Annotated in this window: 27 protein-coding genes; 7 read left to right on the plus strand and 20 right to left on the minus strand. The window is 36.1% G+C overall.

The features are described from left to right. Positions 1-133 precede the first annotated feature (133 nt). Positions 134-1228 carry a DUF2333 family protein gene (locus OS173_RS03810; RefSeq protein ID WP_267182951.1) on the minus strand — a complete coding sequence of 365 codons (1095 nt, stop codon included), beginning with the start codon at positions 1226-1228 and terminating at the stop codon, positions 134-136. A gap of 153 nt (positions 1229-1381) precedes the next feature. On the opposite strand from OS173_RS03810, the gene OS173_RS03815 reads away from it, so the two are divergent. Continuing rightward, positions 1382-1666 (plus strand): type II toxin-antitoxin system TacA family antitoxin, encoded by a 285-nt coding sequence (locus tag OS173_RS03815; protein ID WP_267182952.1) that lies wholly within the window; start codon positions 1382-1384, stop codon positions 1664-1666. Continuing rightward, positions 1666-2160 (plus strand): GNAT family N-acetyltransferase, encoded by a 495-nt coding sequence (locus tag OS173_RS03820; protein ID WP_267182953.1) that lies wholly within the window; start codon positions 1666-1668, stop codon positions 2158-2160. Before OS173_RS03815 ends, OS173_RS03820 begins: the two co-directional genes overlap by 1 nt. Positions 2161-2264: 104 nt before the next feature. Here the strand turns inward: OS173_RS03820 and OS173_RS03825 are convergent, their stop codons facing one another. From OS173_RS03825 to OS173_RS03870, 11 genes are all read right to left on the minus strand, one after another. Then, positions 2265-2546 (minus strand): type II toxin-antitoxin system RelE/ParE family toxin, encoded by a 282-nt coding sequence (locus tag OS173_RS03825; protein WP_267182954.1) that lies wholly within the window; start codon positions 2544-2546, stop codon positions 2265-2267. A gap of 13 nt (positions 2547-2559) precedes the next feature. After that, positions 2560-2829, minus strand: coding sequence for a CopG family ribbon-helix-helix protein (locus OS173_RS03830; protein WP_267182955.1), 270 nt, complete (start codon positions 2827-2829; stop codon positions 2560-2562). Positions 2830-2968: 139 nt separating this feature from the next. After that, positions 2969-3250 (minus strand): helix-turn-helix domain-containing protein, encoded by a 282-nt coding sequence (locus tag OS173_RS03835; protein ID WP_267182956.1) that lies wholly within the window; start codon positions 3248-3250, stop codon positions 2969-2971. 125 nt (positions 3251-3375) lie between these two features. Beyond that, positions 3376-3681 (minus strand): addiction module antidote protein, encoded by a 306-nt coding sequence (locus OS173_RS03840; RefSeq protein ID WP_267182957.1) that lies wholly within the window; start codon positions 3679-3681, stop codon positions 3376-3378. Beyond that, positions 3681-4007 carry a type II toxin-antitoxin system RelE/ParE family toxin gene (locus OS173_RS03845; RefSeq protein ID WP_267182958.1) on the minus strand — a complete coding sequence of 109 codons (327 nt, stop codon included), beginning with the start codon at positions 4005-4007 and terminating at the stop codon, positions 3681-3683. The genes OS173_RS03840 and OS173_RS03845 overlap by 1 nt, the downstream gene beginning before the upstream one ends. 258 nt (positions 4008-4265) lie before the next feature. Continuing rightward, positions 4266-4577, minus strand: a complete 312-nt coding sequence (locus tag OS173_RS03850; RefSeq protein ID WP_267182959.1) for a HigA family addiction module antitoxin — start codon at positions 4575-4577, stop codon at positions 4266-4268. Positions 4578-4592: 15 nt separating this feature from the next. Next, positions 4593-4874, minus strand: coding sequence for a type II toxin-antitoxin system RelE/ParE family toxin (locus tag OS173_RS03855; RefSeq protein WP_267182960.1), 282 nt, complete (start codon positions 4872-4874; stop codon positions 4593-4595). A gap of 102 nt (positions 4875-4976) precedes the next feature. Further along, the gene (locus tag OS173_RS13385) at positions 4977-5276 is read right to left on the minus strand and encodes a type II toxin-antitoxin system RelE/ParE family toxin (RefSeq protein WP_407659807.1); all 300 of its coding nucleotides are present in this window, start codon (positions 5274-5276) and stop codon (positions 4977-4979) included. A gap of 202 nt (positions 5277-5478) precedes the next feature. Beyond that, positions 5479-5691 (minus strand): addiction module protein, encoded by a 213-nt coding sequence (locus OS173_RS03860; RefSeq protein ID WP_267182961.1) that lies wholly within the window; start codon positions 5689-5691, stop codon positions 5479-5481. Positions 5692-5933: 242 nt separating this feature from the next. Beyond that, positions 5934-6257 carry a helix-turn-helix domain-containing protein gene (locus tag OS173_RS03865; RefSeq protein ID WP_267182962.1) on the minus strand — a complete coding sequence of 108 codons (324 nt, stop codon included), beginning with the start codon at positions 6255-6257 and terminating at the stop codon, positions 5934-5936. Then, positions 6254-6562, minus strand: coding sequence for a type II toxin-antitoxin system RelE/ParE family toxin (locus OS173_RS03870; protein WP_267182963.1), 309 nt, complete (start codon positions 6560-6562; stop codon positions 6254-6256). Before OS173_RS03870 ends, OS173_RS03865 begins: the two co-directional genes overlap by 4 nt. Before the next feature lie 292 nt (positions 6563-6854). Here OS173_RS03870 and OS173_RS03875 point away from each other — a divergent pair, with 292 nt between their 5' ends. Continuing rightward, entirely contained in the window at positions 6855-7034 is a 180-nt protein-coding gene (locus OS173_RS03875) for a hypothetical protein (protein ID WP_267182964.1), read from the plus strand. A 357-nt stretch (positions 7035-7391) separates the two neighbouring features. Here the strand turns inward: OS173_RS03875 and OS173_RS03880 are convergent, their stop codons facing one another. Then, the gene (locus OS173_RS03880; protein WP_267182965.1) at positions 7392-8144 is read right to left on the minus strand and encodes a class I SAM-dependent methyltransferase; all 753 of its coding nucleotides are present in this window, start codon (positions 8142-8144) and stop codon (positions 7392-7394) included. A gap of 138 nt (positions 8145-8282) precedes the next feature. Between OS173_RS03880 and rffA the strand changes: the two genes are divergently transcribed. From rffA to OS173_RS03900, 4 genes are read left to right on the plus strand one after another with little or no spacing between them, the layout of a single operon-like run. Continuing rightward, a complete protein-coding gene (rffA, locus tag OS173_RS03885; RefSeq protein WP_267182966.1) occupies positions 8283-9434 on the plus strand; it encodes a dTDP-4-amino-4,6-dideoxygalactose transaminase in 1152 nt (383 codons plus the stop codon). Then, a complete protein-coding gene (locus tag OS173_RS03890) occupies positions 9431-10327 on the plus strand; it encodes a hypothetical protein (protein ID WP_267182967.1) in 897 nt (298 codons plus the stop codon). The genes rffA and OS173_RS03890 overlap by 4 nt, the downstream gene beginning before the upstream one ends. Beyond that, a complete protein-coding gene (locus tag OS173_RS03895) occupies positions 10320-11369 on the plus strand; it encodes a TDP-N-acetylfucosamine:lipid II N-acetylfucosaminyltransferase (RefSeq protein WP_267182968.1) in 1050 nt (349 codons plus the stop codon). Before OS173_RS03890 ends, OS173_RS03895 begins: the two co-directional genes overlap by 8 nt. A 1-nt stretch (position 11370) precedes the next feature. Continuing rightward, positions 11371-11934 (plus strand): acyltransferase, encoded by a 564-nt coding sequence (locus OS173_RS03900; RefSeq protein ID WP_267182969.1) that lies wholly within the window; start codon positions 11371-11373, stop codon positions 11932-11934. Here the strand turns inward: OS173_RS03900 and OS173_RS03905 are convergent. From OS173_RS03905 to OS173_RS03935, 7 genes are all read right to left on the minus strand, one after another. Then, positions 11931-12788, minus strand: coding sequence for a glycosyltransferase family 2 protein (locus OS173_RS03905; protein WP_267182970.1), 858 nt, complete (start codon positions 12786-12788; stop codon positions 11931-11933). The two genes, OS173_RS03900 and OS173_RS03905, sit on opposite strands and share 4 nt — an antisense overlap. Further along, on the minus strand, positions 12748-14676 hold the full coding sequence (locus OS173_RS03910; RefSeq protein WP_267182971.1) for a hypothetical protein: 1929 nt from the start codon (positions 14674-14676) through the stop codon (positions 12748-12750). The genes OS173_RS03905 and OS173_RS03910 overlap by 41 nt, the downstream gene beginning before the upstream one ends. A 74-nt stretch (positions 14677-14750) precedes the next feature. Continuing rightward, positions 14751-15158 carry a pilin gene (locus OS173_RS03915; RefSeq protein ID WP_267182972.1) on the minus strand — a complete coding sequence of 136 codons (408 nt, stop codon included), beginning with the start codon at positions 15156-15158 and terminating at the stop codon, positions 14751-14753. A gap of 881 nt (positions 15159-16039) precedes the next feature. Further along, positions 16040-17332 carry a sulfotransferase family 2 domain-containing protein gene (locus tag OS173_RS03920; RefSeq protein ID WP_267182973.1) on the minus strand — a complete coding sequence of 431 codons (1293 nt, stop codon included), beginning with the start codon at positions 17330-17332 and terminating at the stop codon, positions 16040-16042. Between the two features lie 31 nt (positions 17333-17363). Continuing rightward, positions 17364-18746 carry a sulfotransferase family protein gene (locus OS173_RS03925; RefSeq protein WP_267182974.1) on the minus strand — a complete coding sequence of 461 codons (1383 nt, stop codon included), beginning with the start codon at positions 18744-18746 and terminating at the stop codon, positions 17364-17366. Positions 18747-18820: 74 nt separating this feature from the next. Continuing rightward, positions 18821-19549, minus strand: a complete 729-nt coding sequence (locus OS173_RS03930; RefSeq protein ID WP_267182975.1) for an ABC transporter ATP-binding protein — start codon at positions 19547-19549, stop codon at positions 18821-18823. A gap of 2 nt (positions 19550-19551) precedes the next feature. Further along, positions 19552-20334 carry an ABC transporter permease gene (locus tag OS173_RS03935; RefSeq protein ID WP_267182976.1) on the minus strand — a complete coding sequence of 261 codons (783 nt, stop codon included), beginning with the start codon at positions 20332-20334 and terminating at the stop codon, positions 19552-19554. Positions 20335-20707: the final 373 nt, after the last annotated feature.

Consider the following 20707-nt stretch of genomic DNA (forward strand, 5'->3'; position numbering starts at 1 on the left):
AATTTTCGATACCCTGATGGAGATCCCTCGGTTCGCTTAGGCTCACTCGGGATGACAGTCCTGTTTTTTAGATGTCATTCCGACCGAGCGCAGCGAGTGGAGGAATCTCCTTAAGTTTAACGTAGCCTCAAACTCACCCATCCTCCAACAACTGCCTCAAATCAATCACCCCGGCATTGGCTCTCGAAATATATGACGCCATCACCAAGGAATGATTGGCGAAAAACCCGAAACCGGAGCCGTTGAGAATCATGGGTGTCCAGATACTGTCCTGGGTGGCTTCCAATTCACGGATAATTTGCCGCACTGAAACCAGGGCATTTTTCTTCTCTAACACACCTTTAAAATCCACTTCGATGGCTTTTAGTAAATGAATCAAGGCCCAGGTCGAACCACGGGCTTCATAAAAATTGTTATCAATCTGCATCCAAGGCGTTTTCACCTGTAACTCACTCGGCTGATAGGTGGCGGATTCTGACTGGGCATCTCCACCGCTGTTGGTGTTGATGCGGTCTTCACCGACACTGGCGCTTAAGCGCTTAGACAAACTCCCCAGGCGTTTTTCCACCAAATTTAACCACACCACCAGATTATCGGTGCGGGCATAAAACTCTGCCGGCGGCTCAGCAGAACCGGCTAAACGGTTCATGTATTTTAAAAAGAACTGACGACCGGATTTATAACGACCCTCGGTCGCCGGCCAAATCCATTTATCATGGTCATTATGAAATTTTGGATCAGAATCCGCTAAATCTGCATCCTCTTCCGACTGACTTTGCGAACGACTGATGTCATTGCGCATCACCCGAACAAAGTCCCGCACCTGAATCACCACCCCAAACTCCCAGCTTGGCATATTGTCCATAAACACAAACGGTGGCAAAACATCATTCGACATATAACCACCGGGCTTATTCAGTAAAATATCCGTAATTTCCAAAAAAGCCGCCCCCGAAGTCACACCGGTAACGTCCCGCCACTGATGTTCCTTGGCATATTTTTCAGCGTTCACCTGGACATCAAACAAATCCGGTTCCCGATCAAAAAACATCACCAACAAAACCTGCAAAGCCAAAAACAGCGCCAGCCCCACACCCCACCAGCGCCAGGATTTACGCAAAGTCAGCTTACGACTTTTCTTATAGCGTGTCTCATCATACTGAGCATCATAATCCGCCGGTACCTCATCATGCACCGCCTTATCAGAATCAGGAATTTGGTTATTCATGCTTGCTCGCCTTCAAAAAAAGAAACAATGATTATAACAAGAGACCCGTTAAAAATGCATGTGCCGGAGGTTGGGGTATCAACTACTCTGCTATATCGTGTTGACAAATGCAACACGTCATTATAAGATTTAACTTTAACTTCGTGGTTTATTATGAGCACATTAAGAAAAAAGAAAGACAATATCCACATCAGAGTGGAACCGGAACAAAAAGAAGACATTAAAAAGGCTGCTGAATTGCTCGGTTTAGATCTCAGTTCGTTTGTATTGCAAAACTCTTTAAAAGCTGCCCGAGCTGAATTGGCCAAATATGAACAATTATCACTCAGCCGTGCTGACGCTGATTTGTTTTATGATGCCATCTCTAATCCGCCAAACAGTAATAAAAATCTAAAATCAGCTTACAAAAAATACCAGAAAGCTTTTAACCCTGAATAATGTCTTTTCAGTTTCGCACCTTGGACAAATCTATTGATAGAACAAACTTCGATTGTGGCATCTCTGAATTAAATCAATTCTTACAAAAACAAGCCCGCCAACAACAAACCAAAGGTTTTAACAGAACTTTTGTTTTAGTCAATTCCGACAATCCCAGTAAAGCCACCGGTTATTATACGCTAAGCATGGCTGAAATGAGTTTAAACTCGTTACCTGAAACTGTACTAAAGAAACTACCTAAACACCCTGTGCCTGTAGCAAGAATTGGTCGATTGGCTGTAGATATTTCATTCAAAGAAAAAGGCTTGGGTCAAATGCTGCTTGTGGATGCGTTGAAACGAGTTCAAAGCGCATCCTTGCAGATAGGCGTCTATGCTGTTGTGGTTGACGCCAAAAATGAAGTGGCAAAGCGTTTTTATCAAAAATATGGCTTTACCCCATTCATAGATATAAAAATGTCACTATTCATTCCATTGGCGTCATTGCCAAATTAACCGCGTTTCTTCAATACCATTACGCATCACCCTCTTTCATTTGAAGCAGTGATTTCATTAAAATAATGGCCATCATCGGTCGTCAGGATTTGGAAGTAATATAGTTACTGCTCATCCTCTAAACCATGCCATATTCTTAGAATAATAACCGTATCGCTATGAACAGAGTAACGAACCACGTATCGACCAAAAACCACATCTCTCACCGAATTGGGATCCGGCGCCATTTCTACGGCAATTCCTATTTCCGGGAAATCTGGCAATAAGTCAACTTTTTTAATCAGTTCCTTAGCCATCTTGTTGGCAGCCGAGGGATTGTGGTCTGCAATAAATTTTCTTAAGCGTTGTAAATCCGAGATTGCCTCATCCGTATAAATCAGCTTCATCAATCGAACTTATTCATTTGCATTCAGGGGCATCCAGCTCTTCATCGGACCCCCAACTATTTAACCACCGATGAACTTCATCTGCATTGACAACTTTACCTTGTACTGCTGATTCCATGGCCGTAAGTGTTTCCTGCCAGCGCGCTTGTTCAAGCGCTTGCTTCTCGATGTATTCAGATACTGCACGGTTTATAACCCAACCTTTGCTTCGTTGAAGCTTACGAGCAATGGCTTCCAGATCTTGCTCAACTTTCGGCTTAAGCCGAACTGTCGTAACGCTCATAAAGCACCTCAAAATTTGATGTATACAATGTATTACATCATAGTTGCTGACAGATAAACAAGGAGTTTTTCACACACGACCTAACGCCGTCATTAAATTTCATCTCATTATTCAAGATACTATATCTCGAACAACAATCTCAATCTCTTATAAAATGACATCCATGGTCTTTGGCAATCACATTTAAAAGCATGAGCGCTGGCCCCCTCGGTGAAGGATTGCCCCGTTCCCAAAGTCGCAAATTACTTACACTGGTACTGAGCAAATCGGCAAACTCAGCTTCAGACAAACCTAACTTGGCACGAACCCGTTTAATATCAATTGGATTAAACTTAAAAACTTTACCGACACCCGGTATAACACCAGAATAATCAACGACTTCTTCGGGGGTCTGATTATTAGTGGTTAATTCATCACACATTTTGATTAGCTTGATTGTTTATTAAAGACTGAGATAATTTAGTCGAATTAATCTGCTTGGCTTTGGCCAGATTCAACTCTAATAATAGAAAATACAGTAAAAAATGGGTGTGATATCAGCCCAAGTCAACTATTTGAACTAACTTGTGAATCAGCTTCGACTTTAAGATGCAAACCAAGACCACTAATAACTTTGGTAAAACTTGATAATTTAGGGTTTCCGGATTCAGACAACATTTTATACATACTTTCTCGACCAAGTTTAGACCGCAGTGCTAAACCCGAAATACCACCTTCTTGCGCTTCGGCAATATTTCTCAACGCCATCAAAACAACACTTGAATCACCACCTTCCAAAGCCTCGCTTAAATATTCAGCCGCTACTTCAGGATTTTTTAAAAATAAATTATGTGTTTGTCTAACGTTTCGCATTATTGGTTTCTCCGTTTATGGTCTTGCCAAAAAACTTTGGCCTTTTTAATGTCTTTCTTTTGTGATGATTTATCACCACCACATAACAACAAGTAAATATTTTCACCCGTTCTCCCATAATAAACCCTGTAACCGGGTCCATAATGTATTCTTAATTCACTTAACCCATTTCCAATCGGTTCAGAATCACCAAACAACCCAAGTTCCATTCGATCGACCTGAATAATAATTTTAGCAATGGCTTTGTTATCGACTAAACCATTTAACCAATCAGCATAAGGGCTATTACCTTGCACATCCTCATACTCATTAATTATATTCCGCATAATAAGCATTGTATCCCATAAGATACAAAATCAAAAGTAAAAAGAACATTATTGACCAGACTGCTTATTAAAAACTGAAACATATCTCGACATATCTCGACATATCTCGGCATATCTCGGGACAGGCATCGATCATCAGCTTAAAAAGCACAAGAATAGCCATAAGCATGTCTTCTGTCTAAACCGTTCGCTTAGTCTGAAGCAAAATTTAATAAACAGCCTCAGTGAACTAATTTTATATTTTTTTTTGATTATTGCTTATGCAACACCTAAAGGCCTAATCTGCGCGACTTCGGATTTAAGTGACTGATTTGCTTTCCACAAATCCACGCCTCGTTGTGCATTCAGCCAAAACTCTGCTGAATTGCCAAATAACCTGCCCAAACGAACAGCCATTTCGGGACTAAGCGCTCGACGTTCTCGAAGGAGTTCATTAATCGATTGCCTTGAAACACCTAAGGACTCTGCTAACGCAGTAACACTCAAAGAATAATCGGGCATAAAATCCTCACGCAACATCTCACCGGGATGAGTAGGTTTTGTTTTAATTCCAGTATTTTTAATGGTCATATATTTCACCTCAAATTAATGGTAATCGCAGACCTCAACTTCGTAAGCATCACCGTCTTCAAACCGAAAGCAAATTAGCCATTGATCATTAATTGCTATGGCATGCTGCCCTTCGCGATCGTGGGTCAGTTTATGCAACCTATTCCCAGGCGGAACCTTCAAATCATCAATACAGCTGGCCAGATTTACATAATCTAACTTCCTTGAAGCCCGTGCGTGAATAATAGGTGGAAATTTTTTCGACGTCCCAGATTCATACAATAACTTGGTATGCTTATCAGCAAAGGTCTTAATCATGAAATCTATTGTATTCTGTCACGTGACGAATGTCAATCATGATACTAATTACCACATTGTCTATACCGAAAAAAACTTTGCTTTGGTGCGATTAAAATCAGACTAAATCCGTGACTTCCAGAATTCCGGGTTTCTATGTTGGTTTAAAATTGCGAAGATTGAAATACAATCACTTTGATTAACAAAGTAAATAGAAAATGGAAAACGATTGACTAACGCCCTTCTGACTATATCCTTGTATATAACTTGGTAATGATAGGGAGCGACAAGAATAGAAGCAATTTTCTCGTCCACGCAACGAGCGAATTTCGTCCCGAGTCCAAGGTTTTGACTTTCATACCAATCATAAGCTTCCAAAAAGTCATTTTCTGCATGCGGGGTAAGAATGAGTGACTTAGGCACAATTTATACGAGTTTTCTGCATGAGACCTCTACCTAAGTCGTGAATCATGTTAAAACCAACAGAAGGGCCTTTAAGGCAGTTTGAAAAGCTAAATTTCTGCGTTAGAAAACTAATCAATAGCTCTGCTATTACTCGCGTTTCCTGCCTTGAACTTTAGCTTTTCAATTCATTTTTCCAAAGAACCAGACTTATACAGAGGTCTCATATATAATTTTTTCGGATTTCATCCCACGACTTGCCATTCTGAGTATCTTGATCAAGGGATTGCAGTCGTTCATTTAAAATATTTTTATGATGTTCCGGAAGATCTAATAAATCAGAATCAGAAGCGATTGAATCCCACAAGGCCTCTACTAAGGTAATTTTATCTTCAATATTTAGTCGAGATAACTTTTTGATTAATGTGTCTTGCATAACGCTTTAATTAAATGTTTTAAAAATTGCTAAACCAAATGAGCTAACTTATTAATTATACGCACATCAACGCTATATTTCAGCAAATTTAAAAGCCAAATAAACTAGCAGGCTACTAAAATATTTACGAAGCCAATTATAGACAGGCATTATTTAAAACACTTGTATATTCATCACACATTTTGACTAGACTAATTATTTATTAAGAACAAGGTGTGACATTGGGGTTTACGTTTTTACTCTCAAGCATTAGCATGAACATCTTCTATCAGCTCAGGATTCTTATTAAGCAAGTCAGCGAGCACAATCGCTGCGCCGTTGGGTTGTGAGATACCTTGCTCCCAATCTCGTAGCGTCCCCAACGGTGTGTTGATCTTTTTTGAGAACTCGCTTTGCGTTAAATTCAATCGTTTACGCGTGGCAATAATTTTAAGTTGCTCCGGAGTATGGATGACCTTGGCTTTTCGCGCCAGCATTTCACCTAAAGCACCTGCCAGATCGGGGCATTGTTGCGCCATGTCTTTTTCTACAGCTTTGACTACTTGCTGAATGTCTTGTTTTTTCATTTTGCATCACCTTTTAGTTTCTTGGCATCAGTCGGTTTAATGTTGTCTTGTTGATTTTTGGGGTATATATCCAACAACCACACTTCACCATCATCAAGATAGTTAAAGTAAATCACCCTAACACCGCCACTTTTGCCGGAATGACCCTGTCTCCACCGAACTTTTCTGACTCCTTGAGCACCAGAGATAACATCACCATCTTTATAACGCACTGCTATCCAGGTAATAAAATCCTCTTTCTCAGACTCTGTCCAAATTTTGTTGGATTTCTTTTCAAAATTTTCAGTTTCGACCACAGTCTTCATATTTTCTAATTATACTGGAAACCAGTATTTTTGTATAGCTTTGAATTTATACAATCAATATCCTAGCGAATAGCTTGACAAAACCATCAGATTTATTCAATTAAGGACAAGTATGTTTTAATTTGGCGGATGAAGCTGGACGATGTGTATGTGAATAACCCCTATATGGATTTAGATGTGTCTCGTGAGCAGGATGCGGAAGAAACCAAGAAGGATTACATATCTAAAAATTAAATTCTGCTTTGACCGAATTAGACCTCTATCCTGATACATGGATAGTATAGGCTAAAAAGTGAGTGCGGTTTTTGCACAACAAAAGAAGCGCTTGCTTTGTGCCGTTATGCGTGAAATAAAGGCTTTCAAATCTGTTGGTTTTTCAGCTGTTGGAACTGTCAGCCAGCTTAAAGAATATTCAATTAAAACAAAACGATCTTGGACTATTGGATTACGCTTAAGACCAGCTTTAAAATAGTCTAAGTTTCACAAGTATTTCCCTTCTCTCACGCTCGTGGAGCCATGCCACTCGACTTGAATCTGCCAAAAATCACTTAAAACAGTATTTCTAACATATTAGAAAACTCACCCAACCTTAATCACTGTAAAACAACTGAATTTAGGTGTTTATAGCTCTTAAATTTAACTCAAAAACTCGGTTGATGGCTTTCATAAAATGCCTGTCCTTGTATATTTTTTATCAAAATGCAGATAGCTCATCAGGTATATATTATCTCAGCGATTTAGGCTTTGAGAAAATGTAGTAATATTGCAATAAAAAGCCCCTTTACTGGGGCTTTTCTCGAATAAAAGACCCTGTAATGATATATAGTTATTAAGGTTTCTTTAAAATCCAGATATACCCTGGTGTCAGCCAATTCAAATAAGAAGCTATAAACTTAGCCACTGATTGCTTAAAGCTACTCGGTCTGATCATATATGAAACTCCAAACTTTTCAGGTTCACAAACTAATTTTTTTGTGTATTCGGTAACGCTGTATCTTTTAATCAAACTTTTTAAGCCCCAGTAACTATAATGTTTTTCATAATAATATTTACCACGCCCTAAAGCTCTTAAGTAAATATGTGCAAGGGGTCTTGGAATAACAGACAACATTGGCAAGTTATAGTGTGGCTCATTAAACATTAATCGATTACTGGCAGCAAAGTAAACCAAGCCCCCAGGAACCAATACTCTGTATATTTCATTCATCATTTTAGCCGCATCTGGGACATGCTCATAAACTTGAGAACAAACAACCACATCAAATTTTTCTGAATCATAAGGCAAATTCATGGCATCACCCAAGTCAAATGACAAATTTTCTTTATTAAAATTAGACTTAGCAAATTCAATCGCTTTCTCATCAATATCGACACCCGTAACATGTTTAAAGTAACGAGACAAATATTCATCTATAATCCCTGCTGAACCACCCACATTAAGCAATGACAGCTCATTAATTTTTGAACCACCAATATAATCCTCAAAAACCCTCACCATAGTATTGGCTTTTCTTTGCCTCAATTCTTTTTCAAACATAGCGCCATCATTCTCTGAAAAACCATGCTGGTATCCTCGGCTCATAAAATAAACTCCTAATTGATAAAAAATTTCTATTTCACTGCATTGTTACGTATATTATTTTAATACACATTAAGCTGATTAAGAACAAAATAACCCTTATAATGATATACCTTGCTATTCATATTAGCCTATATGTAAATGATAATAATACCTTTTAACAAGCCTCCTAAAACAGGTAATGAAATAAAATATGTGACTGAGGCCATTAATAGTGGGCACATTTCTGGTGATGGGAACTTTACTAAGAGATGTCAAACTTGGTTTGAAGAAAACTTACCGTGCAAAAAAGCTTTATTAACCTCCTCTTGCACCCATTCTTTAGAATGCTCAGCCATATTGTTAGATCTGAAGCCAGGTGATGAAGTTATCATGCCTTCATACACTTTTGTCTCTACGGCCAATGCCTTTGCACTCAGGGGCGCTCACATTGTATTTGTGGATATCAGACCCGATACCATGAATATAAATGAAACACTCATTGAAGCTGCAATTACCGAGAGAACAAAAGCAATCGTACCTATTCATTATGCGGGTGTTGCTTGTGAAATGGATGTCATCATGTCTTTAGCTGAAAAATATAATCTAACTGTAATTGAAGATGCAGCCCAAGGCATGACCAGTACTTATAAAGGCAAAGCTTTAGGCACAATCGGTCACATAGGCACGTATAGTTTTCATGAAACTAAAAACTACACAAGTGCCGGTGAAGGTGGGTTATTGATTATTAATGATTCAAAGTATTTTGAACGAGCTGAAATTATTCGAGAAAAAGGAACCAATCGAAGTCAGTTTTTTAGAGGAATGGTGGATAAGTATTCATGGGTTGATATAGGCAGCAGTTATTTAATGAATGACATCAGTGCTGCATATCTTTGGTCGCAAATTCGAGATATACAAATCATAAGAAACAATCGCATGAAAACCTGGCTTTTATATCATAAGTTGCTTAAACCTTTAGCTGATAAAAATCAAATTATTCAACCTACGATACCTGAATCATGTGAACACAACGCTCATATGTACTACATTAAAGTTGAAAACCTGAAAGAACGATCAAACTTAATAACTCATTTAAAAGATCAGGGCATACTTTCTGTTTTTCATTATGTGCCACTACACTCTGCTAAAGCAGGAATAGAATATGGCCAATTTCATGATAAAGATATTTTCACAACCTTGGAAAGTGAACGTTTACTTCGCCTACCTCTTTATTATGGAATCACTACAAAAGAAGTAGAAGACGTTACTCAAGCCATCTATTCATACTTTAAGAAAGCTAATAATGCATGAGTAAAATTATAAAGTTTATAGGCCATGCATTAGCTATAGTTTCAATTATATTTTTAATTCAAATATTTATAGAAAACTACCACCAACTTGCAGACCTACCTCTCTACTGGTACAGCTACGTTACTGTAATCATTATAATATTACTGGGGTTGACGGGCTTTTTAATTATGTCGTTTGCTTGGCTTACCCAATTAAAAGAAAATTATCCAGACTTCGGTATATCTGAGGCATTTACAATTCTGGCTGTATCTCAAATTGCCAAATACCTTCCTGGAAATGTAGGTCATTATGTTGGGCGCTATTATCTTTCAGCCAAGTACATAAAAAAAGCTGATGTTATATATTCATTTTTGATTGAAAACATTATGCTTGTTTTCGCTTCTACTTTAGTTGGTTCCTTTTATTTATTATACGCAAATATTAATGAATGGGTGGGCAAACAAGAAACCTATATCGCATTAATAATCATTACTTTGAGTTTGCCTGTTCTTTATTGGGCTAACAAAAAGCTTAAGTTCAAATTAGTTACTTTAAGAACTAATTATTTAATATTATTTAAATTACTGACATTATTCGTTATTATGACAATACTTGGAGGGTTAAGTATTTATGCTATATTCTATTTGATAACACCACTTGAAATGCTTCCTTTTTGGTTATTAACCTCTGCTTTTTCTTTCTCATTTTTATTAGGTTTTGTCATACCAGGCGCACCGGGTGGCATCGGCATTCGAGAATATGTATTTACTTTACTACTCACTCCATTTATTGGGCAGATTATCGCATTACAGGCTATAGTCCTTTTTCGTTTAATAAGCATCATCAGTGACTTAATTCTATTCTTAATTGGGAAATATCTTAGTAAAAGACAAGAAACTCTCGACCATGCCTAAAATTTTACATATATTTAATTTTGAAGAAAAATTCTCAAAACCTTTTTTTCAATTTCTCCAGGATAATGACTTTGACCTAAAACAGCATCAGCTTTTTCATTACGGAAAATATAATCCAGAATACAAAAAATTTGATATGAAATTTACCTTCGCTCGATATTATTCTGTCATTAAACACATACGATTATTAAGTGATATGTTTAAATCCAAACAAATTATTGTACATTCTTTAGCTTCACCTTGGTTATTGCTGTATTTATTCTTATTTCCCAGTCTTACCAAAAAAGTATATTGGGTAATTTGGGGGAAGGATTTGTATTTTTTTAAACTTTTAAAGAAAAAGCACTTTTATCATCATATATATGAGTACTTTAGAAAAAAAGTTTTTAAGAACATTAAACACATTGTTACTTATGTCAAAGGTGACTATGAATTAGCAAACAGGTGGTATGGTACAAACGCTAAATACCATGAATGCTTGATGTATCCAAGTAACCTTTATAAAAACCATCCAACAATTCAAGATGTAAAAGGTCAATCAATAACGATACAAATTGGCAACTCAGCTGATCCAAGTAATAATCATGATGAAATTTTCAGGAAATTAGAACCTTTTAAAGAGGAAGACATACAAATTATTGCTCCACTATCATACGGAAATAAAGAGTATGCAGAAAAGGTAATGCAACGTGGGAAATTGATTTTTGGTGACAAATTTACTCCGTTAACTTGTTTTATATCCTTTAATCAGTATTTAAAGATCTTAAATAAAATTGATATAGCTATATTTGCACATGACCGTCAACAAGCAATGGGAAACATAATAACTTTACTCGGTATGGGGAAATACGTTTATTTAAAAAATAACGTTTCTTCATATAAATTGTTTGCTGATATAGGTATCAAGGTGTATGATTTTTACAGCGAATTTACATTTGAACTAAAAGAAGATTTAAAAAACTCCAATCCAATAAAAGTGGCTGAATACTTTTCATTCTTCAAACTAAAAAAACAATGGAGCTTAATTTTTTACGAGAAATAATATGGCGTATTTTAGTAATAATGAATTGCTGGAAATGGGGTTCTCATTTATTGGTGAAAATGTTCAAGTAAGCAGGCAATCAAGTATATATAATCCAGAAAACATCATATTAAGTGACAATTGTAGAGTTGATGATTTTTGCTTGCTCTCAGGAAAAATAATTATTGGTCAATTTGTACACATTACACCTTACTGTCTTCTTGCAGGCGGAACACCTGGCATTACCCTCAATGATTTTAGCACTCTTGCCTATGGAACATATATTTTCACACAATCCGATGACTATAGTGGCGAAACAATGACTAATTCTCTAATCCCAACAAAATATAAAAATGAGAAAAAAGAGCCGGTAATTTTAGAGTCACATAGTATTATTGGAGCAAGATCAACTATTCTACCCGGGGTTACTATTGCAGAAGGAACTGCTATTGGAGCCATGTCCTTGGTACTTAAAAGCACACTACCATGGGGGATTTATGCTGGTATACCAGCTAGAAGAATAAAAGAAAGATCAAAAAGCATGCTAAAAAACCATCAAAAATTTATTTCTGAGAATAAATTTTAATTACGTTTCTGGTAAAACAATGCAGTGATCTGTTCCGAAACAAGTCCTAATAAAAATATCATAATTGATGTGGAAAGCAGCAAAACACCCATATTGGTAAACCGCCCATCTGTAAAAAAAGTATAAATATAATACAAAAGGCCCGTTAAGAAGAACACCAAACTCGCAGGAAAGAATAGTTTCATCGGTGAGTACAAAGTCCCAATCTTAAAGATAATTAAAAAGAACCGTATACCGTCTTTCAGAAGATTGATATGGCTTTTGCCAATCCGTTCCGGCGCCACAATCGGCTCATAAGCCACACCGTAACCGGCACGAAAAAAAGCCATGGTAATGGTCGTAGGATAAGAGAAACCATTGGGTAAAAGATAAAGAAACTGCTTAAATTTATTCGCATTAACCACCCGAAAGCCCGAAGTTAAATCAATAATTTTTTGCCCGGTCATATAACTTGCGATTCGATTGTAAAGGCCATTACCGAATAAACGGGCTTTTGAAGCCTGCGACTCACTACCACGCGCGCCGACCACCATATCATAGCCTTCGTTATAACGATTGAGTAAGCCTTGAATATCTTCCGGACGGTGCTGGCCATCGGCATCCATAAAAATAAAGATGTCGCCGGATGATGTTCGTGCGCCTGATTTAATGGCCGCACCATTGCCTCGACTGTAAGGATGGTTAACAACTTTGACACCAGCATCTTCACAAATCTGCTGAGTATTATCCGTTGAGCCATCATTCACGACAATAATTTCAGCCTCAGGCAAAACTCCTTTTAGCTGAGGTAGCAGATCAAATAAACTTTTAGCTTCATTCTTGGCTGGAATTATTAGGGATATTTTTTCTGGCATTGTTGATTTTTTTATCTATTTGATTAAGGAAATTAATAGTGCAGTCTTTGAAATTTGCCTGACAATAATTTTTATAATATGTTCCCAATTCTATACCTTTTTCTGTATCGTAATATTTCAAATAATCGATTGCCTGTAGCGCTGTTGATTCAAAAACCGGGTCACTATTTAAACTTTTGACTTCAGTAATTATTTTTTTAAATGAGTCTAAAGATTCTTCATATTTAGATAGTTGAGCATTTACTGTCGCACTTTGATAGTAATAGAACTTTCTTGCAATAGAAGATAATCTAAATAACTTATTCTTTACAAATGCAGACATGTACTTTTCAGCATATTGCTTGCCATATTCCTTATAACAATCTTTTTTAACTAAATTATTTAATAGGTCACGAAAAGCTGTTAAATCATCTTTAACAAAATTAATTTTTTTCATGTCACTATATAATTTCTCTAGATCCGATTGATTTAATTTATTAATCTCGCAAAGTAACGAAATTCTGTTTATTCTTAACTGAAGCTTATTATGGTTTTGTATTCCATACTCAAGCATTTCAAGAGCTTTATCGTATTCACCTTCCCAAGCCAATAAACTCGCTGTGGTATTTGTTGCGCGTGCAGACTCCGGAAACTTCATTGCTGTCTCATAATGCAAATTAAAGTTATTACTCCAAATATTGGTACGTAGAAAAGTAAAAAACATAAGAAACAAAATCAATAACACCGGTATTGTATAAAATAGCTTTAGACTATTTTTTAAATTCAGCACAATAAGGCTTATAGGTACAAACATAAACATCGCAGGTAAGTAATTTCGATGCTCGTAGTAAAGCTCTAAGGGTAAATAAGTTGATTCAAGAAGGTGACCAATGAAAAAAAACAGGATGGTGAAACTAATTAAAGGCTGTTTTTTCCTATAAATCCATGCCAATGAAATAATTAAACCAATACCCAATACTGAAAATAAAGTTGTTATCGGCTGGAATAAACTTTTTGAAGCCACCACACCATCATTAAAGACGCCCTCAGTTAAATAATCAGGTACCCATATATAATATAAATATTTAAATAACACCCTACTTTGTGTCAATAATCGCTCATAGAGATCAAAAGATCGTACATCGTAATATGAAGTATGTTGAGGAAATTTATATATTAAAGCGAGAAAAAGTAAAATACTCGGTAGCACAATGAGAATATAGTATATTCGCTTTGATAACGTTTTACTGATTTGATTTCGTAAAATCAAATACTCAAACAACCAAATTAATAACAGTAATAGCACACCATTTTCTTTACTTAAAGTAGCAAACAGCGTACAGCCCCATACCCCTAAAACCATTAAGGTTATTGATATAATAGGTTTTTTATGTAAAGTTAAACGACCCTGTAGGTAGAGCAACATCCCAATCAGCGTAAAAGTCGCCGGTAACATCGCCATCCGTTGTACCACATACATAGTAGTTGAGACAAAAAAGGGATGTGCTGCCCACATCGCACAGGCAATAAATGCCAACCAATATTTATATTTAGCTTTCTCCTCATATAGCCCAAATAACTTCACCATTAAAACAAACAGTAAAACGGTGTTTATCAGGTGAATAATTAAATTAGTAATTTTAAAGGATCTCACACTGGCAACCGGCCAATCCATGCCATCCAATAAAAAAGTCAATGATGAAATCGGCCTACCAACCGGACCGGATTTCTGTCCAGCTAAATACTCTTGTAGTCTGTCTAAACTAAACTGACCATCCATGATTGATAATAGGTGCAAATTATTAAAATCATCAAATATAAATCCACCACTCAACCCTGGAAGGTATATGATGCCAACAATAATTATCAAAAGTAAACTATATATGGCTGGTTTTAAATTGGTATGCATGATTTTTTATCTGATCTTAAAATAAAAAAGCACCACTAAGTGGTGCTTTTTTATTTATATGTTTTTATGTACAATCATCTGCAAGATGCAGGAACATATTTTGAAGCAATAGATGTAGAGCAATTCCATCGAATACTGCCGGAAACATCTGTAGGAACCAATAGTAAGTTATCAGTAACTTCATCAATTCCAGAATAAACTACTGTTATTACGCCATTAGCACCAACAGCAGTACTATCTACATTGTTACCATTAGCTGAAGACACTCCTGCTAATGCATTAGTAGTCGGCCAACTACCTGTACTTTGATAATATTCAGTGACAGCAGTCTTAGAGGCACTGGCTAATGTTAGACCTTCACCAACTTTAGTTCGAATGGTGTAATCTTTATAAGCAGGTAATGCGTAAGCCATTAAGATGGCGATAATCGCGATTACGATCATCAGCTCGATTAATGTAAAACCTTGTTGATTCTTTTTCATGTTATTTACCTCAAATGTGATTAATTAAAAAATCGTCCATGGTGTGTAGATTATTCACTTTTGCCTTTTTGCGCAAGTGCCTTGTGATTTTTTTAGTTTAAATACCATCTCAATGTCGACTGGTTCACATTTTTGCCCTTTTTTAAATCTTGACGCAAATCAAAGTCCGGACAGTGACGTAAATTGTCACTTAAAAGCCATTTTGACGAATTAAACTCGCAACCAAACCAATAAATCCTCATACAACACGCTTTCAGACAGAAAAACCTAAGCAGAAACACCACGCATACTGCACTAAAACCAACAAAAAATCCTCAATAACCAAATCTCAACCCCAAGAAACCACTCAAACCCCACCTCAACAAGCCAATGAAAAAAACAGCCACACAACCCACCGCAACATACATTTTTGGATGTATGTACAATTGACAATTCTTACTCATAAATAGTGCATTTGCTGGTGTTCCAGCAATCTCTGCATTCCCTACATCCCTGTTAATCGCATATATTGTCTCAAATTGCGACGTCTTCGGACACCGGCCACTTTCTAGTCCATTTTATCGTGGCACACCTACTTCACTGTAGGCGATCCGGAGACCCACGGTGAAAATCTGTTAATGATTGGCTTTTGTATGCTCACCAACAATAAAATTACAAGCTACGATTTTGTTCACTGTGATCACTCGCCTAAAGTGATTTAGTTATGTGGCGTGAGCAGGACGCGGAAGCCACCGCCTAAAGGGCTGTAAGTGTATCGCGTTAGATTGGTAGCTATTGTTGTACTTTATGACATCCATGTCATCAGCCCCTCGGGTTGCTTCACCTGGTAAAACGACTGTTCTACTGTTTGATTAGGCAAATTCTGCCCTTCTTGTGTTTATTTAAGTGGATTTTAAGGTAATACTTTCTAAAGCAAAACCAACAATTCGATTGTCGTCACCTTCAAAAGCACTTTTATGCGCTTTTAATTCACTGTTAATAAACTGTATTCGCAACAAACCAGAACTCGAGATCATTTGCTTGTCACAATGGATAGTTAACTCATATGCACGACCAATTGAGTCATAATGCCATTCGGGTGATTGGTTGTTAATCAGCAGATTTAGATTTTCGATGAGTGAAGAACTGATGGCGTTAATCAGTTTAACTGTGATCAAATAACGCTTTTGTTGTGTCCAAAGGTCTATAAAACTGACTTGGCCCGGGCCGGACCAACAAAAATATTTTTTCAGTTCTGGGTTCCATTCACGACGATGCCACTGATCACCAAATATGGGCTCTTTAGGTGTGTAATGATAATCTAGTTTTAGGATGGTTTTACTGCCATGAATAGATTGATATCGTTTATCTATGGCTTTTTTGATGTCTTCTGTTTTGCTTTCTTTAGTCAGTGATAAATTAGCTAACATATGCGCATAGTTTTTTTCAAACTGCTGCCGGGCAAAGCGATATAATTGACAATCATAATGGTTTAAGGCTTTTAATTTCTCTTTTATCTGGGGCGGAATAACTTGTGGCTTATTATGTACATTGAGTTTTTGGGTTTTAGTTACCGGTGGCCAACCCATCACATAACATAGTAAATCGATAGATTGATCATACTGCTCAAGAATGCCAAACCAATGGCAATTTAAGATAAATTGCTTTAAACGCGACAACCTTTCTTCTGCTGTTGAATTCACCCTACTTTTATTAATTGTTTTTTTAAATTGTCTGTAAGAATCAGGTGTCAATGTCATGTCATCAAAATCCATCTGGTTATCCAAGCCAAAAGTCAGCGATCTCACCATGCGATTTTGTACCAGATGCTTGGTTCTTTGATGATCAATGAAATCTGCAAAGCTTAAATCATTACTATCTATAAAAGTGTGCAGTTTCGTGTTTTTGTCTCTTTTTGAGTAATGGTAAGTTGATGCAGCCAGTGAAATTGGATCACGTAAGATGGTTATATAATTAAGTTCTTGTGCAGATAAAAGTTGCGCTGCACCACCAAAATGACCTCTGAATAGCTGATAATTTTTACTTTTAATTTCCTTTACACTGTCAATATCCCACCATAACTGATGTGGACATATTTTATCGGCATCGAAATAATGGTCTAATAAGGCAATAAAACTGGTGCCACCGGTTTTGGGTATGTGAGCAAAGTAAAAAGGAAGGTCGGTTATATGCATGCGTTTAGTTTAGAGCCGTGATAAACACAATTTACACAGCCTTTTTAATAGTAACGGCACTGAGCGCAAGCCCCACTTCTCTGTCATCTTCTGATTGTAAAAGACTCGGTGCTAACTTCTCGGTAGGCCCTTCAAAATGAATTCGTAGTAAGCCGTTGGATTTAACCAGCCGTTTATGACAGTTAATTCTGATTTCTTGATAACTGCTTTTGTTATAGCTCTCCCAGTCAACAGCTTGATCATTAATTTTTATTTTTAATTTATCCATGTAATCTTTGGTGACGGTATTAATGAACTTAACTTTTATATCGTAATTATTTGGTTTCACCCAAAAATCAATTGATGACTGATTTCCAGGCCCAGACCAGCAGAAATAACTTTGATGATTTATAGACCATTCTCGTTGGTGCCATTGACTTCCTAATATAACATCCGCAACAGTATAATAAACCTCGTTTTTCAAACCCACATCATGTATTTTTAAGTAATTATCTTGATAGTATTGGTCAATAAGATGAGAAACATTGTCATTATCGCTATCAGTGCTAAATCCTAACTCTGTAAGCATTTTGTGATATTTGTTTTTGAAGATTTTTAAAGCATATTCATACAACTGAAAATCATGGTTGTTGATTTTAGCAGCTTGCTTTTTAGCTTCTTGAGAAATTTCGGTGGTTTTTTTATTTCTATTTAGTTTTGCTGTTTGACCCACAGGTGGCCAGACCATTGTGTAACATAGTAAATGTAATGATTCATTAAAGTGCTCTAAAATACCAAACCATTTAGAATTATTAATGAAATCGATGGCTTTTTCAAAACATTCTTCTTCTGTCAATCCATTGTGAATAGGATTTAACTGTTTGCGAATCGCCTTAAAGCTGTTGTTATTGATAACTGTTCCTTGTTTGTCAATATTGTTGTTCTCACCATAACAAAAATTATGAACAATTCTATTTGATGCTAAATGAAATGTTTTAGGGTGAGATAAAAATGTCTCAAAATCCATATTTTCTCTAATTACAAGGTCATGAACATGGGTGTTTTTATCTCTAAGTACATGTTGATAAGTCGAGTAAGCTAGTTTAACTGGGTTTCTTAAAACCGTAAAATAAAATATTTCTTTATCGGTTAGCAAATCAGCAGCACCACCACCAAAATGCCCCCTGAAAAAATTATAATTATGATTACGAACTTGTTCAATATCTTCTACTTCCCACCAAAGCTGGTGAGGAAATATTCTATCTACAGGAAAAAAACGATCTAATGTGGCAATTAAGGTAGTACCACCGGTTTTAGGAACATGGGTAAAAAAATAAGCATGTTTTGATGAAGAATTTATATTTGAAGACCGTTTAGCACGCGTAGGTCTCAACTTCTTAAAATATGACTGTATTTTATGAGCAAAATTCTTCATAGGAATTTATTTAAATTTAGCTAAAAATATTTGAATTAAAATTAAGGACAAAAGCATTTTTTTAACTGATTAACTTACTTATCTTGTAAAGCAATATGTCTTAGATGATTATATCGACTTATGACAGCTTCAATATCTCCAAACTGAACAATTTCACCTGCATCAATAAGAATTGCTTTGTTGCAAAACTTCTTAACTAACTCCATGGAATGGTTCGCAAAAACCATTATCTTAGAACTGTCCAATAAATCCTCAATGAATTTTTGTGCTTTTTCCAAAAAAAACTTATCTCCAGCGCCTAAACCTTCGTCAATCAGCATAATATCTGCTTCGACAAACATCAACATCCCAAAAGTTAAACGGGTTTTCATACCCATTGAATAAGTAGATACCGGCCTATAAATAGCGTCCCCTAACTCTGTAAATTCAATGATTTCTTCTATCTTTTCTTGAATAAAAGTACTCGGCAAATTCAGTAATAACCCTCTTATTTCTAGGTTTTCCAGCCCTGATAATTGCGGCATGACACCAATACTTCGACCAAAAAACGAATATATTTTACCATCCGTCGATACTTGTCCTTGTTCAGGCGTATAAACACCTGCCATAATTTTCAATAAAGTTGACTTACCCGCACCATTCACGCCTAACAAAGCAACACGATCACCATCGTTAATTTCTAAGTTGAAATTTTCAAATACAAGATGACTTTTTAAGCCCGAATTACTTTTCAATAACCCACCACTAATCGAAGGAAAGTAGCGATATGAAAAATCAACACCTTTTAAAGTAATATACGCCATAACTACAGCCAATAAACCAACCTGTTTTTAACTCTATTATAAAAAGCAAAGCATATAGCCATATTAAGTAGCAAAAGACCTATGCCAACTTGAAAAGAAAGAACAGGTATTTCATTATGCAATATAGGTGCTCGGATAAGTTCTAAAAGATGATAAAAAGGGTTTAATTGAAAATAAAGGCTATTGGCATACTCCGCTGGAGGCGGCCAAAGAATCGGTGTCACCAAAAATATAATCATAATAACACTGCTTAACATCGGTTGAATATCTCTAAAGCGCGTAGCCAGCCAGCCTAACCAAAAATTAATAAAGAATGCATTCAAAACAATGAGCACATAACCAAATAAAGCCCACAACCAAACAATACTAACAAACGACCATCCTTTTAAAATAATAACCAATGGGATTGCGAAAAGCTGATACATGATAAGTGAAAGCACTTCTCTGTAAATATTTTGGAACACAAATGTAGAGTGCGGAAGTCGCATTTCTAACAAGAAGTTAGTGGCTTTTTTAAATACAGTACCACTGGTTACTATAATCGCTGAAATAAAATTCCAAGTTAGTACACCAATGGCCAAGAACATAACGTATTCTTTAAAATCCCTGTCAAGCACCATGGTATATACCAATGAAAGCATAAAGACTTTCAGCATAAGAGTAAGCACAATCCAGAAAGATCCAATAACTGCACCTTGATAACGAGATTTAAGCTCAAGAACAGCTAATCTTTTCCAAAGCTTTTTACGGCTATAACCGTTTTTTATATCTTCAATTAGGCTCATAGACAAAATACGAAAAATTATTTAAACTTTTTAATCAATAAATTTAAAAAATGACAGAATAAAGAATTATATTTAAAGAAAAGATGTACTTTTAATTCCTAACTTTAAACTCCAGAACCTAAATGATGAACTTATATTAAAATAAAGATTGCACATTGTACTTTAAACTTAAATACGTTTCTGCCATTGCCACAAAAATAATTAGCTTGAATCATTTGAGATATCATTAAATCTATTTATAAAATTGAGACTAAGGTTTAATTATTAGGTAATCCCCCCGAAAAATAGCTGACTTTTGAAAATAGAATTTTCTTGTAATTAATTTTAAGGAGATTCAAATGAAAAAATCAAAATATTCAGACAGCCAAATTCT

Origin of the sequence: Marinicella gelatinilytica, assembly GCF_026410405.1 — a bacterium.
Taxonomy (GTDB): Bacteria; Pseudomonadota; Gammaproteobacteria; order Xanthomonadales; family Marinicellaceae; genus Marinicella; species Marinicella gelatinilytica.